Annotated in this window: 16 protein-coding genes and 2 pseudogenes; 4 read left to right on the top strand and 14 right to left on the bottom strand. The window is 68.7% G+C overall.

Translation table 11 applies throughout. From position 1 onward, the window contains the following. Positions 1-28 precede the first annotated feature (28 nt). Positions 29-804 (bottom strand): annotated as a pseudogene (locus ACIPEQ_RS15170) (SDR family NAD(P)-dependent oxidoreductase). 20 nt (positions 805-824) lie between these two features. Here ACIPEQ_RS15170 and ACIPEQ_RS15175 point away from each other — a divergent pair. Both ACIPEQ_RS15175 and ACIPEQ_RS15180 read left to right on the top strand, forming a co-directional pair. Then, positions 825-1,277: a MarR family winged helix-turn-helix transcriptional regulator gene (locus tag ACIPEQ_RS15175; protein WP_402715808.1), complete on the top strand. Its 453-nt coding sequence runs from the start codon at positions 825-827 to the stop codon at positions 1,275-1,277. Between the two features lie 297 nt (positions 1,278-1,574). Beyond that, complete coding sequence (locus ACIPEQ_RS15180) at positions 1,575-2,735, top strand: hypothetical protein (protein ID WP_402715809.1); 1,161 nt, start codon at positions 1,575-1,577, stop codon at positions 2,733-2,735. 31 nt (positions 2,736-2,766) lie between these two features. Here the strand turns inward: ACIPEQ_RS15180 and ACIPEQ_RS15185 are convergent, their stop codons facing one another. Continuing rightward, entirely contained in the window at positions 2,767-3,513 is a 747-nt protein-coding gene (locus ACIPEQ_RS15185; protein ID WP_402715810.1) for an SDR family NAD(P)-dependent oxidoreductase, read from the bottom strand. Positions 3,514-3,604: 91 nt separating this feature from the next. On the opposite strand from ACIPEQ_RS15185, the gene ACIPEQ_RS15190 reads away from it, so the two are divergent. Further along, positions 3,605-4,234 carry a TetR/AcrR family transcriptional regulator gene (locus tag ACIPEQ_RS15190; RefSeq protein ID WP_402715811.1) on the top strand — a complete coding sequence of 210 codons (630 nt, stop codon included), beginning with the start codon at positions 3,605-3,607 and terminating at the stop codon, positions 4,232-4,234. 550 nt (positions 4,235-4,784) lie between these two features. Beyond that, the gene (locus ACIPEQ_RS15195) at positions 4,785-5,219 is read left to right on the top strand and encodes a hypothetical protein (RefSeq protein ID WP_402715812.1); all 435 of its coding nucleotides are present in this window, start codon (positions 4,785-4,787) and stop codon (positions 5,217-5,219) included. A gap of 158 nt (positions 5,220-5,377) precedes the next feature. On the opposite strand, the gene ACIPEQ_RS15200 is transcribed toward ACIPEQ_RS15195, so the two are convergent. From ACIPEQ_RS15200 to ACIPEQ_RS15255, 12 genes and pseudogenes are all read right to left on the bottom strand, one after another. Next, the gene (locus ACIPEQ_RS15200; protein ID WP_402715813.1) at positions 5,378-5,704 is read right to left on the bottom strand and encodes a hypothetical protein; all 327 of its coding nucleotides are present in this window, start codon (positions 5,702-5,704) and stop codon (positions 5,378-5,380) included. A gap of 13 nt (positions 5,705-5,717) precedes the next feature. Continuing rightward, positions 5,718-6,044: a hypothetical protein gene (locus tag ACIPEQ_RS15205; RefSeq protein ID WP_402715814.1), complete on the bottom strand. Its 327-nt coding sequence runs from the start codon at positions 6,042-6,044 to the stop codon at positions 5,718-5,720. 92 nt (positions 6,045-6,136) lie between these two features. Next, a complete protein-coding gene (locus ACIPEQ_RS15210; protein ID WP_402715815.1) occupies positions 6,137-6,664 on the bottom strand; it encodes a histidine phosphatase family protein in 528 nt (175 codons plus the stop codon). 29 nt (positions 6,665-6,693) lie between these two features. Beyond that, positions 6,694-7,140, bottom strand: a complete 447-nt coding sequence (locus ACIPEQ_RS15215) for an SdpI family protein (protein ID WP_402715816.1) — start codon at positions 7,138-7,140, stop codon at positions 6,694-6,696. Positions 7,141-7,217: 77 nt separating this feature from the next. Further along, positions 7,218-7,715 carry an RES family NAD+ phosphorylase gene (locus tag ACIPEQ_RS15220; protein WP_402715817.1) on the bottom strand — a complete coding sequence of 166 codons (498 nt, stop codon included), beginning with the start codon at positions 7,713-7,715 and terminating at the stop codon, positions 7,218-7,220. A gap of 19 nt (positions 7,716-7,734) precedes the next feature. Continuing rightward, positions 7,735-8,160: a PRC-barrel domain-containing protein gene (locus ACIPEQ_RS15225; RefSeq protein WP_402715818.1), complete on the bottom strand. Its 426-nt coding sequence runs from the start codon at positions 8,158-8,160 to the stop codon at positions 7,735-7,737. Between the two features lie 8 nt (positions 8,161-8,168). After that, positions 8,169-8,321: pseudogene (locus ACIPEQ_RS15230) on the bottom strand (SdpI family protein); the annotation flags it as partial. Positions 8,322-8,667: 346 nt separating this feature from the next. Then, complete coding sequence (locus ACIPEQ_RS15235) at positions 8,668-9,258, bottom strand: hypothetical protein (RefSeq protein WP_402715819.1); 591 nt, start codon at positions 9,256-9,258, stop codon at positions 8,668-8,670. Positions 9,259-9,263: 5 nt separating this feature from the next. After that, positions 9,264-11,162 (bottom strand): alpha/beta hydrolase, encoded by a 1,899-nt coding sequence (locus ACIPEQ_RS15240; RefSeq protein ID WP_354027419.1) that lies wholly within the window; start codon positions 11,160-11,162, stop codon positions 9,264-9,266. Beyond that, positions 11,155-11,481, bottom strand: coding sequence for a DUF6507 family protein (locus ACIPEQ_RS15245; protein WP_354027420.1), 327 nt, complete (start codon positions 11,479-11,481; stop codon positions 11,155-11,157). The genes ACIPEQ_RS15240 and ACIPEQ_RS15245 overlap by 8 nt, the downstream gene beginning before the upstream one ends. Positions 11,482-11,795: 314 nt before the next feature. Then, complete coding sequence (locus ACIPEQ_RS15250) at positions 11,796-12,845, bottom strand: methionine synthase (RefSeq protein ID WP_402715820.1); 1,050 nt, start codon at positions 12,843-12,845, stop codon at positions 11,796-11,798. A 20-nt stretch (positions 12,846-12,865) separates the two neighbouring features. Further along, complete coding sequence (locus tag ACIPEQ_RS15255; protein ID WP_402715821.1) at positions 12,866-13,870, bottom strand: putative oxygenase MesX; 1,005 nt, start codon at positions 13,868-13,870, stop codon at positions 12,866-12,868. Positions 13,871-13,890 lie beyond the last annotated feature (20 nt).

Raw genomic sequence — 13,890 nt, forward strand, 5'->3', positions numbered from 1 at the left:
GCGACCGGAATCTCGCGCGAAATCGCGGTCACCATGCGAGCTGCGTGTCGTCCTCGAAGACCGCACCGGTGGGGCCGTCAGCAGGCAGGGTCGCGAGTCGCACCGCCACAGCGGCACCCTCATCGGGGGTTCGGGTGCCGCGGAAGTCGTTGAAGTCCGTGGCGACGTGGCCTGGGGCGGCGCCGTTGATCTTCAACGTGGTCGCCGCGAACTCGCGGGCGTAGTGCACCGTGATGGCGTTGAGCGCGGTCTTCGAACTCGAGTACACCATCGAGGGCTGCCCAACCCAGGCTCCCGCCTCGCCGATCGAACCGCGCTTGCTCGTCACGTTCACGATCCGAGGCGCCTCTGCCTTCGTCAGCAGCGGCAGAACGCGGTGATCATCCGCACGACGCCGAAGACGTTGACCTCGTACACGTTCTTGAAGTCGTCCACGTTCTCCTCGGTCGGCTTGGGAAGGTCCTCCAGCGGCCGGAACGTGAGCGTGTTCACGCCGGCGTTGTTCACCAGGACGTCGAGCCGACCGAACTCGTCTGCAACCTCCGCGACGAGCGCGTCGATCTGGTCCTGGTCCGTCACGTCGAGAACGACCGGACGCACGTCGCCGTCGACGGTGGTGGCGGCTGCCCGTCCGAGCTCCGTGCTCCGCGCGCCGAGGAGGACGGTGAAGCCTTCTCGCGCGAGTCCGCGGACGATGGCGATGCCGATGCCCTTGTTCCCGCCGGTGACGAGAGCGATCTTCTGCGCCTTGCTTGGTGTTGTCATGTCAACAGCATGCACCCATCCATGTTGATGCGTCAACATGTCATAGGTAGGCTTGCCGCGTGACCGCACCGCTGACCGAGCAGGAACAACGTCTCTGGCATGCCTGGAAGATCGCGTCTGACAAGGTCCGGCAACGGGTGGCCGAAGACATCAAGGCCGGCTCGGGACTGTCCGATCAGGACTTCGGGATCGTGACCCGACTCGTCGAAGTTGGTGGCGGTGAGCTCCGCCAGAACGACCTCGGTGCGTCGCTACAGTGGGATCGCACCCGCCTTTCTCATCAACTCACACGGATGGAAAACCGGGGCCTCGTCAGCCGCAGCACGGTCGACGGCGGTGTGCTCGTGAGCATCACGGACGAGGGAGCGCGCCTCGTGCGTGTAGCCAGGCCCATCCATGCAGCCGCGGTCCGCACACATCTCCTGCAACGCACGGAGGGAGTCGACCCGGCCGTGCTGGTGCACGTCCTCGAAAAACTCGCACTCAACAGCACATCCGCACAGTCTCAATAGCCAATCGGCTATCGGACGCTCAACGCCCGCAACCCTGGACGGGGACGGACCCGACGCCGCTGCCTTCACGGCCCTTCCACGTCGTACACGTGGTCGGGGCGGAGGGGCAGGTGCCCCACGAGATCCCCCGGTTCATCCGGCAGGCGCAGCAGGTGGCCACTCGCTTCGATGCCCGCCGGCAGCGAAGGAGGGGGTTCCGCGTACGGCCGGAGAAGCTCGCGCACACCGTAGCCGCCCGCGTGACGCGCGACCGGCACCGCTCTGTCGCGACCGGCGTCACGATGGGAGGATCGCGCCGTGCCCCTGCGTGACCTCGCGATGCTCGATGATGCGACCTTCGACGTCGGCGACGCGCAGGTGGCCGACGGGCGGGTGGTGCTGCGCGGCTGGGCCGTCGAACACGGCACGAGCGTGGGGACGGCTCGTCTGCCGGTGACGCTGACGGTCCCCAACGCGGTCGACGTCTCCGCTGACTCCGTCGGTGGGACCGGTGAGCTCGTGCTCGACCGGGTCGAGGTGACCCCGACGACCGTGACGCTCGTCGGGGTCGCCCCCGCCCGGATCGTCGTGACGACGTCGGTGCAGAGCCAGGCGCTGCTCGAGGTCGGGACGACACCGATCGCGGTGCGTCGCTGGGGGCGCTGGCGGCCCTGGAGCACGGCCGCACCGGTGGTCCTCGACCACCGGTACGCCGTCAAGCGGCTGCGGACCACGGCCTGTCCGGAGTGCGAGCACCCGTGGGCTGAACACTCGATGGACCCGGACGAACCGCTGACGATGTGCAGCGAGTGCGCCCACGAGCACGGTCACGGCCAGCCATCCACGGGGGCGACGGTCTGTTTCGCTCGGGTCCCTCGCGGTCTGGTGGAGCCTCGGTCAGCAGTGCTGCGCACTCCTCCGAGCGACGACCGACCGGTCGATCGGGGAGGGCCCGCGACGTCAAGCACCGGCGGGTTGTTCCGTCCGACGATCTCGAGCTTGCGGGAAGCGAATGCGGCTCTCGCCTTCGGGATGGTCTCGACCGACGAGGTGAGCGCCCTCGCGGCTGAGCTCGTGGCGTCAGGACACGACGGTGACGCGCTCGTCGCACTCGCTTCCCTGTACTCCGGCGCCGCCACCTCCGACGCGGTCGAGCTCGGTCAGGCGGCACTCGTCGAGGCCGGGGTGCGCCCCGTGGACCTCACGGGTGACGACGTGCCGCTCCTCGCGCTGCGTGTCGCGAGTCACCGGTTCCTCCTCGGGCACTGGACGCTCCGCACCTTCGCGTCCTGGGTGCACCGGGAGATCGGCCACGAGGGGCCCGAAGGCGCACAGCAGCTCGCACTCGTCGACGACGAGCTCGATGAACTCGACGAACGAGGCGCCGGGCCCGGTCCTTCGTTCCGTCGAGCGGTCGAACGGCTCGCCGTCGACTACATCGAACTGACCGAGGAGACGGCGCATCCGTCTCGGTCCTGACCGTCGGCCCGGAACCCGGCCGACCCGTGGATCAGGCGATGCTGCTGCCGCCGTCGACGAGGAGCTCGCTCCCCGTCATCCCCGAGCTCTGGTCGGACACGAGGAAGAGCACCGTGGCGGCGACCTCCTCGGGACGGAGGAGTCGACCGAACGGCATCCCGCTCGCCATCTGCTGGAGCATCGCGTCCGGGCTGCCCGTGGCGAGGCCCGCGAGACCCGGCGTCTCCGTCGGCCCGGGGACGACGGTGTTGATCCGGACGCCGCGCGGTGCGAGCTCGGCCGCCCAAGTGCGGGTGAGAGTTGCGATCGCTGCCTTCGACGCCCCGTACAGGCCGAACGACGGCTCGGTGCCGGACGCCGCCGTCGAACCGGTGACGACGACGGCCGAGCCCTCGCGCAGGAACGGCAGCGCACCCTGGACGGTGAGGGTGGTCCCGCGGACGTTGGTGCCGAACGTCGCCTCGAAGTCCTCGGCGGTGACGGCGTCCAGTGCCTTGAACTCCCCGCCGCCGGCGTTCGCGTGCACGGCGTCCAGACCGCGACCACGCTCGGCGACCGCGGCGAAGACCGTCGCGATGTCAGTCGGCTGGGCAGCGTCCGCCCGGATCGGCGTGATCGCGTCGCCGAACTCCTCGCGCAGTGCGTCGAGCGCCTCCTGCCGCCGGCCGGTGACGAAGACGTGGGCTCCTTCGGCGACGAAGCGGCGCACGACCGCGAGTCCGATGCCCGACGTCCCGCCCGTGACGAGTGCGGTCTTGTCCTGCAGTGTTCCTGTCACGATGACCTCCTGAGCATGTTTTTGACTGCTTGGTCCAGAACGGTACGCCGTGCTTGACTGATCAGTCAACAACGACTTCCGAGGAGTCCGCATGCCCCGACCGCGCAAGTTCGACGAGGCCGACGTGGTGGAGCGCGCTCGGCGCACGTTCGCGGAGTCCGGGTTCGACGGCACGTCGCTCGACGACCTGCTCGCGGCGACGGGGCTCGGTCGGCAGAGCCTGTACAACACGTTCGGCGGCAAGAAGGAACTCTTCATGCGCGCTTTCCTCAGCGACACCGCCGACGCCGTCGGGGTCGTGCAGTCCGTCCTGCGGAGCGCCGAGCACCCGATCGCGCGGATCCGGACGCAGCTGGTCTCCGGTGCGGTCGAGCACGGGGCTGCGCAGGGTCCGCCGTCCCTGCTGCTCCGAGCGGCGGTGGAGCTGTCGGCTCGTGACCCCGAGGTGGCCGCCACCGTGACCGAGGCGTTCGACACCATCCGTGCGGGCTACACGGCCTGCATCGTGGACGCGCAGGCAGCCGGCGAGGTCGAGGCCGACGCCGACGCCGAGGCGCTCGGCACCTACTTCTGCGCGGTCATCGAGGGGATGGGGGCGATCGGACGCGTCGGGACCTCACGAGCGGCGCTCCTGCAGGTGGGGATCGCGAGCCTCGCGGCACTGCCGATCACACCGCTGGGGGCAGAACACCTCGGAACCGCGGACGGTCCCTGGGACTGATCGACGCCCGGTACCAGGGTGACGCGCGGCGACGCGGGCGGCGGGACGGACCGGCACCGCGCCTCCCGTCCGCATCTGGAGGCGCGCATCCCGCAGGCGCGACGGCATCCGCCGTCGCATGGAACATCACCGTTGCGACGATGAAGCCGGTCCTCGCCACGATGCGAGCACCGCAGTCGGGCGTTCCGATCCATCAGGCCGGTTCCCTCGAGGATCAGCGGCACGGACGGCAAGCCTGCGTTAGCTTCGAGTGAGATGACACCGTATCTACGGGGGACACGACGGTGACCGGATCGACAGACCTGACCGCGTACGCGCTGGAAGATCCGACGTCCTTGCCCTCGGGACGTACGTCGTGGATGCGAGGGTCGTGTCGAAGGGCGACGACGGGACCGCCGCGGTCGAGTGCACGGCAACGAACGAGACCACGCTCGGCTCGGCCCGGCGGATCCCCGGGCTCGACCACGACGCGGTGAACCGAGCCGCTGGGAGACCACGGGCCGTTCTCGCGGGTGACGGAGCGGTTCACGTGGAAGGAGAAGGTGAAGTGGTGACGAGACACCCGGCGGGCATCGCGACGTCGATCGCGGTGCTGACGCTGTTGTTGACCGGTTGCACCGTCACGGCACAGCCCGAGCCGGAGGACTACACCGGCACCTGGGTGCTCGAGGGTGCGGACGGTGATCGAGCGACGGAGTTCACCGTGTCGGCGGACCGGACGTACACAGCGCGCAACATCCCGCTCGACCTCGCGTGCCGAACCGGCAACGCTGCGACGAGCCCCCCGGGTTGTGCGAACGGCGACTCGGCGAACTTCTCCGGACGATGGAAGGTGGCCGACGGCGACTCGACCGGCATCCGGTTCTACTTCGATGACCACTTCGTGCGCCAGGGCTACCCGACCAGCGGAGCACTCGGTTTCTACAGCGGATCGCTCGATGTGCCACGTCCCGACTACCTCTTCGTCCGTTCGTCGTCCGACTGACCGGGAGCTTCTCCCACAGCCCGACCGGTCCGCCGAGGCGACCCCGTCATCACGGGAGCGGCCGGCCGGACCGCTGCTGCGCCTCCAGTCCGGATCTGGAGGCGCGCATCCCGCGGGCGCGACGGGTCCCGCCCGTTTCTGGTTGCGTGCTGGGCCGGCTAGGCGAGCCACCCGTACAGCAGGAGTGCGATCGCGGCGCCGGGGACCATCGCGATGATCGCGACGGGGGCGGCCCACAGCTGGTGCACCCACGGGTGGCCGCCCGGCTTCGTGGCCGCCATCGCCGCGAACGAGGACGCGGACACCAGCACGGCCCACGCGGCCGTCATGGACACGATCGGCAGGAAGTTCCACCCGCGGTCGAGCAGGGCATTGGCGAGCGGGAGGAGGAACATCGCCGTTGCGACGATGAAGCCGGTCCTCGCCACGATGCGGAACGCCTTCCGGGGGCTGTTCATCTCGGCGATGGTGCGCTGGTCGTCCACGGGGTGCCCTCGGTCAGGACTGCCGACTGAGGAGGGCGACCAGGGAGCCGAAGCCGACGAGTTCCGTGGCGCTCAGGACGGCGCCGACGACGCCGATCACCGCGCCGCGGGTTGCATCCCGCCGCTGCCGCTTCCGGTCACGCGTGCCGGTGACGACGGCGCAGATGCCGGAGACGACGGCGGCGAGGACCCAGAGCTGCAGCAACACCACGGCGTAGCCCATGAAGGCGGCGTGCAGCAGGACGTACAGGACCACGCTGACGACGATCACGGCTGGTCCGGACACCGCGAGCCACCCCAGCTGCCATGCCGTCGATCGTTCCCGGACATCGTCGCTCATCGGTTCCCCCTCGTGTTCCCCTGCAGGTCAGGGTACTGGCGTCGCGCGGATGAACCGTTGTCGGGTCCGGGCCGGCCGACCCACGCGCCGCTTCAGCGGACGTGCTCCCACGACGACAGCGCCGTCCAGGCCTGCGGGTCGAAGGTGAACGAACTGCCCATCGCGGGCTGATCCAGTGCGCGGCTGATGCGCTCGCGTCGGAGGCTCGCCAGCAGGAGCGCGCCGACCCCGCCGTGCGCGATGAACGCGATGCCCCGTTCGGGCGTCTGTGCCGCGATGCTTCGGACCGCTCGCTCGACACGGCTCTGGGCGTCGATCGCGCGTTCCCAGCCGCGGACGGACCGCTGCGGTTCGAAGAAGAACGCGTCGACGGCCGGTTCGAACTCGCTCGGGTCGAGGTAGCCGGTCGCGCTGCGGTCCATCTCACCGAGGTCCTCGTCGACCTCGAACTCCGTGCCCCACTGCCCGGCGATGATCTCAGCGGTGTCCAGCGCCTTCCGCTCGCAGCTGCTGACGATGCGGAGGGGCTGGGGGAACAGCGCCGCGACGCGTGCTGCACGGGCGCGTCCGGCCGGCGACAGGCCCCAGTCCTGGATCCGGACGGCGGGGTCGACGATCACGTCGGGATGGGACACCCATGTGCACAGCATCATCCGACCGTACCGGCGTCGTCAGTGTCCCTCCCGTTCGAGACGGGCGACGGGGTCGCGGGGGAGCAATCGGGGTGAGAACCGTCGCCTCCAGCCTCGGGCAACGCTCGTCGTACGGCGCGGTGGGCGGCCGGGATGGACAGGAGTGCTCCACCGACGAGGAGGCCAGCGGCGACGAGGACGGCGGCAGGAGTGTGGAGTGCTGGAACTCCGATGCTGATCGCGCACCACGCCGTCACGAGGAGGCCGGAGATGATCGTCGGGCGCAGCGCTGCACGATGGCCGATCCGCCAGGCCGCCTCGCTCGACATCGTGACCGACGTCCGGACGCCGGCGAGGCTGTTCCGTGGCAAGGAGCCGTTGGCGGCCCGCCACGTCAGCCACGTGACCAGCGCAGCCGCCCCGATCTCGAGGGCCATCGGGAACACCACCACCGCTCCGTCCATGCCGACGACGCTAGCGCCCCCGGCGGAGAACAGCGCCGTATCAGTGTCACCTACGTGTCGTCGAACCCGGCACGGTCTCAGCCTGCCTCTGTCCGGACGCGTACCTGCGGCGCACCGTCGGTGTTCCAGCGGAACAACACGAGGTGCCAGAGGCCCGGGCGCTTCCTCGACGGATCGATCAGGCCGTCGGCGCCGAGTGCCACGAGGCGGTCCCGGACCTGCCACGAGGCCGGGACGCCACCGGCGGCGACGACCTGCTGCCACGGAGCGGTCGCGTCCTCGAGGTCGACCACGGCTTCGGAACGAGCGGCCCCGTCGCGGAGGTCGACGATCCGGGACGCCACCACGTCCACCTCGACGATCACCGGCTCCGTGGCGCGCGTGTCCGGATGCGCCACCAGTGCGGCCTCCACACCCTCGACGGACGAGCTGAGGTACAGCGTGGGCTCGTCAGCACGTGAGTACCGGCCTGCGGATCGTGACCCTGCGATGGCGGATGCGCGGAAGCGCGGGTCCACGGCGCGGAAGAAGGTGCCGCGCACCTCCGGTGCGAAGATGTCTCGGTCGTCGCTCACGAAAGCATCCTGGTGCGGCTCACGCCGGCGGCGTCGCTCCCGCGCCCTCGGTGTCGTCAGCGCCCGCCGGACCGGTACCGGCCTGGTCGAGGTTCTCGTGCGGGTCGCCCATGTCGCCGGTCGCCTTGCCTGCCGGGGACAGCCCGAAGTGCTTGCGGACGGCATTCGCCTGAGTGTCGGTCAAGACGTTCCCGGCTCCTGGGGAAGGGGCATCCTTGATCGCGCTCTTCGAGTAGCCGACGTGCAGGTCGTTGCCGTCGAACGTGGCGTCCTCGACCGGGACGAGCACGGTGTGACCCCCGAGGAGTCCCGTTGCGACGCTGATGAACGCGGCACTGCCGTCCTCGGCGGAGGGGAAGACCTGCGCGACCTTGCCGACGGATGCGCCGTCGCGGTCCTTGACAGGAGCGTTCTCGATCTCGTGGATCTTCGCCTTGGTGATCATGTGCGTAGTCAACGCCCCCGGCCTGATGTGAGTGTGTCAGTCTTCCTGCCCGGTCCGGTCCTCGCGCCGGAGATCAGCGTCGGTCGGAGGGTGGCGCGGTGCCCGGTCTGCCAGGCCTCGTCGCTCGACATGGTGACCGGCGTCCGGACGCCGGCCAGATCGTTCCGGCTGAGCGTCCCGTTCGCGGCCCGCTACGTCAGCCACGTCACGAGGTCCGCTGCACCCATCTCGAGGGCGAGCACGATCACCATTGCTCCCGCCACGGCCGCGGCGCTAACCTGCCGGAACATGAACGGTGAACTTCCGCGCAGGCACCGGCAAGCGGGAGCAAGACGGCCGACGGATGGCGAACCGTGCGCGAGCCGGCAGGGCCCTACGCTGAGGGGTCGCTGCTCGCGGGTAGACGAGCCCCGTGAGTGTCGGGTCGGTGTCGCGGAGAAACGAGTGAAGGGTACCGACAACACGCTCGGTCACCGGGAGGAAGGTCACCTATTCGCCTGAGTCGCGTCAGGATGAGGGGTCAGTGGACGGAGCGGCGGACGGCAGACGCGTCGTGTCCTGGTGCTCGTACGCGTATTGCTCGTCATTCAGCGAATCAGCGTCGCCTTGCGCGCAAGGCGTCTGCGCTTGGATGCTCGACCCGTACTCCGTGATTCCGATCTCCACGAAGAAGCCGTCGTTGAAGACTCCGCCGGCCGGGTAGCGGAGCTGCAGTCCGGGTGCATCACCGCCGATCGTGCTCCGTGTCGGCTCCCAACCATTGTCCTTCCATGCAGCCTCGATCCGGTCGATGATCCGCGTTCGGTCGTCGGCGCTCGCGCCCGGACCTAGTCGGGTGATGCCCCACTGCGCCCCGGAGGTCCCGCACGCTGACGCGCCGGAGTCCGACGCCTCCCACTCGCCCGGGACCATCGACTGGGTCGACTCAATCCGCTCGTTCAGGTCGTCCCATGCGGCCTTCGCGCTCGTCGCGCTCGGCTCCGATCGGGCGGAAGGTTGGTTCACGTTCGGCTCCTCGTTTGGGCGGCTGTTCGAACATCCGGTGATCATCAGCACTGCTACCCCGGTAGCACCGAGGATGAGCAGGGAGCGGGCCACTGTTCTCATGGAATCCGTTTCCCGCCAGGGGTGTACCCGAGGCTCGTGTAGGCCGTATTGCGAAGTGACGAAGTTCCGCGGTCGAGGTAACCCAGTTCTGCAGGCTCCTGACGAGCCAGGGCAGCTTCGGTCGCCGGCGTTGCTGAGTGCCCGTCCGAGCCAGGGTATGCATCGCCATCGACGCGTTCGTCATTGGACGAGAAGGTCCGCGCTCCCCATTCGGAGTCTGCCGGGTTCAGGGGGTGGTCGCTGGGCACGTTGAACAGCGTGGACCGAGTCCAGGCTGAGCCGGAGGTGCTCGGCTGGTCTCCATGGCCGGCCGCCATGCCACTCTCGACCGACCCGCGCCCGAGGTTCGCGATGTAGTCGGCTCTGGACTGGCTGGTCCAGACATGCCCCTGTGGAACGTCGAGAGCGGAAGCATTGGGCACGCTCTTGTCAATTCCCGCAGAGGCGAGGAGCGTGACGTTCGATACGGGCGTCTTCGCCGTCGCCATCGTGGCTGTCGTAGTCCCGTACGAGTGCGCGACGACGGACAGATGCTGACCGCCCGACCACGAGCGAGTGTCGGAGATACCGGAGAGGAAGTCGCTGAGCCTCACGGCGCCGGCCTTGGCCTTGTCGGAGGACATGACTTGCATACTCGGTGGCATTGCTGGGGTGTCGTACCCCATCCAGGCAACCGTCGCGACGTTCGGATCGGTGTGGACCTGGGCAGCCGCGGAACGCTGCGCGTCGTACAGGTTCTGGGCGCCGCCGGTCCAGCCGCGCATGCTGTCTGCAACGGTGTTCCCCATCCCCGGCACGGCGACCGTGACGCGGGACGCTGTGTCCATGTCGCCGATCGCGATCGCGGCCAGCGGAGGTTGCCCGAGTACGAGCGACACGATCGTTCGCGGTGTCAGCGCAGACCCGTCATGAAGGGCTTGCTGCAGTGAAGTGAGGGCGCCGATCTCCTCAGCAAGGCGGGCGTACTCCGCTTGCTCAGCTGAGTCGAGTGGTTCGCCGCGGCCGACGCGTCCGGTCAGGGCGGCGTACCGTGAGCGTGCCTTGGGCAGTTCCGCTTCGAGAGTGTGACGGTTCGCCCTTCCCCGATCCGCGTACCGCACGCCCTCGAGGTTGCCGATCAGCGTCGAAGCGCCGAACACGAGAGCATCGCGTTCCTCCGCGCTGAGGCTGCCCCACCATGATCGCACTTCAGGGGCCTTCGGCGGGTGCTTGCTGACGTACTGGCGCTCTGCCGGATGATCGCGCATCCACCGCTCGATCGCCTCACGGCCTTTCGCTGCGAGCTGCGCCAGCAGCGGCAGGTAGGCGGCGTCCACGAAGCCTTGGACAGCGGCACTGAAATCGACGAGCGGTCGAAAGAGTGGCGCACTGAACCCCGTCGCGACCATCGGTCCAGTGAGCGGACCGGCCGCAGTGTGACGTTGAAGCGCCTGTGCGAGATCGTCCTGAGCGCTCTGCCAATGACTTGTCAGGCGAGATGTGCGGCGGTGCAGGTCATCGTTCTGCGCCTGGTACTCCGCGGGGACATCATCATTCGATGACGTCGCCGCGACACGGTTGCGGAGTTCCTCGATGTCCGCCAGGAGCCTCTTGCGGGAGCGCCTCAGTGTGGTGAGGTCGTCGGCGAAGGTATCTAGTGCCGTCACGACAGCGGAACTGGTCTGCGCCAGAGCTGCCGTGCGGTTCGAGAGGGGGTGCAGTGCGAGCGGGAGCGAGTCAGTGGCGCCAGGAGAACTGAGGACACGGCCGATGCCGCTCCAAGCGCGTTGCGCCGACGCGCTGGCGCGAGCGATGTCTGATGTCGAATCTCGTAGCGACCGGGCGGCGCTGGAGACAGTGTCGGGCAATGCGTCTATCCGCGGAAGATCGCCGACATTGATGAGTCGATCAGTCACGCGAGACCCTCGTCCCGGCCTGCGCGGTGCTCGTCTCCGCCTCCATCGTCTCGTCCCCCTCGGCGAAGGCGCGCATGGCGCCGTTTGCGGCCGTCAGTGCTTCGGACACCACCGTCACTGCGGCACGACCGTCATCCTGATGGTCACGCGCGAATCCCGCGGCGGCGGCGGCTGCCGTCGTGCTGGTGAGCGAGTGGACCACGTCGCCGAGTGCGGACTCGAAGCGTGACGCCGCCGATTGAACCTGCTCACCAGAATGCGCGGTGCTGGTCACCACATCCTGCGCGCCGACGACATCGATCTTCCACCCCTGAGTCACGCGTCCCCCCTCGATCGTGCACACAAGCATAAGCACGTCGAGACGGAGAGCAGCTCAACGTGAGGCCCTGGGGTTCTGTCGGCGCCTGCTGAGGCAGCCATCCAAAGAACGGTCCTTCACCGCCGAGTAATCCTTGCAGCAGCCGAGAGCTGTGGTCGCACGCTTGCACGAACGGAGCGAACTATTGGAGTGCTTTTTGTGACTCCGAGCGACAGCGCCCGGGGCTGGCTGCCTGGCTGCCTGACCAGCGCAGGCGGGGACACGGCGGTCGGCTCGCCCCGTTGCTGGGGCGAGCCGTCCTGCGGAGCAGGGGACTACCGCGCTGCCGGTACCGCGACGTTCGCGAGCTCGGCCCGCACGATGTCCGCGCCGGCGGACAGCGCGCCGAGCTTCTGCAGGGCCGCCCCGCGCGCCAGCGGCGCCATACCGCAGTTGGTGCTCGGGATGAGCTTGTCGGCATCGACGTGGTCGAGTGCCCGGCGGAGGACCGCGGCGACCTCCTCGGGCGTCTCGACCTGCTCGGTGGCGACGTCGATCGCGCCGAGCATGACCTTCTTGCCGCGGATGAGCTCGACGAGTTCGAGCGGGACGTGTGAGTGGATGCACTCGAGGGAGACGATGTCGATCGAGGACTGCTGCAGGAGTGGGAAGGACTGCTCGTACTGCCGCCACTCGGCGCCGAGGGTCTCCTTCCACCTGTTGTTCGCCTCGATGCCGTAGCCGTAGCAGATGTGCACGGCGGTCTCGACGCGCAGACCCTCGGTGGCGCGCTCGAGCGCGGCGACGCCCCAGTCCTGCACCTCGTCGTGGAACACGGTGAAGGCCGGCTCGTCGAACTGGATGACGTCGACGCCGGCGTCCTGCAGCTCGAGTGCCTCCTGGTTGAGGATCGTGGCGAACTCCCACGCCAGCTTCTCGCGGCTCTTGTAGTGCTGGTCGGAGAGGGTGTCGATCATGGTCATCGGGCCGGGGAGTGCCCACTTGATGGGGCGATCGGTCTGAGCCCTCAGGAATGCAGCGTCGTCGACGAAGACCGGCTTCGGGCGGCTCACCGCACCGACGACGGTGGGCACCGCGGCGTCGTAGCGGTCTCGGATGCGCACGGTTTCCTTGCGCTCCTGGTCGATGCCGTCGAGGTGCTCGATGAAGGTGGTGACGAAGTGCTGGCGGGTCTGCTCGCCGTCGCTGACGATGTCGATGCCGTTGCGCTCCTGCTCGTGGACGGCGGAGCGGAGCGCGTCATGCTTGCCCTCGACGAGGGCGTCACCCTCGAGCAGCCAGGGGGACCAGAGTCGCTCGGGCTCGGCGAGCCAGGAGGGCTTCGGCAGGCTGCCGACGATCGCGGTGGGGAGGAGCGTGCTCATGCGCGTGGAGATCCAGTCGGTCAGTGGGCGAGGGCGGCGGGTGCGGCGGGAAGAGCCTGGCCGGCGTGTGCGGTCTGCTCGGCGAGCCAGCGGTCGAGGAAGTCGCGGTGCGGTGTGACGAGGTGCTCCTCGGTCCACCGGCCCTGCGTGACGCCGAGCCGGCTGCGTTCCTCGCGGTCGTAGGCGATGCCGGTCGACGTCCAGTCGTCGTGGTCGAGCGTCGGGCGGAAGGTGCTCGGAGCGGTCGCGTCCGCGTTGTAGATCTCCGGGCGGTAGATCTTCTGGAAGGTCTCCATGGTGGCGATCGTGCCGATCAGCTGGAGGTCCGAGTAGGCGCTGACGACGTCGCCGCGCGAGTAGAAGGCGAGCGGTGCCTTCGATCCCGGCGGCATGAAGTACCGGACCTGCATGCCCATCCGGCCGAAGTAGTCGTCGGTGAGCGACGAGTGCTCGTGCTCGTACTCCGCGCCGAGGACCGGGTGGACGACGCCCGTCTGCCGGTAGGTCTGGCTCGTCGAGACGCTGATGCAGACGACCGGCTCCGCGTCGAACTCCGCCCGGAAGGCGTCGGACCGCAGGAAGTGCTGGAAGAGCTGCCCGTGCAGCTGCCCGAAGTCGGTGGGCATCGAGGGCGCCGACGGCAGGCGGACGGCGAAGTCGTGGTCGCGGAGGTACGACGAGAAGTTGTTGCCGACGATGCCCTGGTGGCGCTCGCCGGAGTGCTGGTCGACGATCGTCACGTCGAGCACCTCGATCAGGGGGAAGCGCTCGACCTGTCCGCCGTCCTCGAAGTGCATCGTCACCGACACGATGTCGAGTTCGATCCGGTAGCGGTCACCGTCCGGGTCCCCGGCGAGGTCGTTGCACCGCGCGTCGATGAGCGCGAGGGCGTTGCGGAGGTTCTGCTGGCGGTGCTCACCGCGGGCCAGGTTCGCGAAGTTCGTCGTCAGACGGGAGTTCTCGGCGGGCGAGTAGTCCTCGTCGAAGCGTGTCCTGCTGATGCTGAAGGTGATGTCGTTCGTCATGGTCCGCAGTCCGGTCGTCG

This window comes from Curtobacterium sp. NPDC087080, from assembly GCF_044745105.1.
Lineage (GTDB): Bacteria > Actinomycetota > Actinomycetes > Actinomycetales > Microbacteriaceae > Curtobacterium.

Bases quoted from the DNA above. Each gene is read 5' to 3' on its own strand.
- ACIPEQ_RS15190 (WP_402715811.1), top strand. From the start codon at position 3,605: ATGCCCCGACCGCGCAAGTTCGACGAGGCCGACGTGGTGGAGCGCGCT.
- ACIPEQ_RS15205 (WP_402715814.1), bottom strand. From the start codon at position 6,044: ATGAGCGACGATGTCCGGGAACGATCGACGGCATGGCAGCTGGGGTGG.
- ACIPEQ_RS15215 (WP_402715816.1), bottom strand. From the start codon at position 7,140: ATGGACGGAGCGGTGGTGGTGTTCCCGATGGCCCTCGAGATCGGGGCG.
- ACIPEQ_RS15225 (WP_402715818.1), bottom strand. From the start codon at position 8,160: ATGATCACCAAGGCGAAGATCCACGAGATCGAGAACGCTCCTGTCAAG.
- ACIPEQ_RS15250 (WP_402715820.1), bottom strand. From the start codon at position 12,845: ATGAGCACGCTCCTCCCCACCGCGATCGTCGGCAGCCTGCCGAAGCCC.
- ACIPEQ_RS15255 (WP_402715821.1), bottom strand. From the start codon at position 13,870: ATGACGAACGACATCACCTTCAGCATCAGCAGGACACGCTTCGACGAG.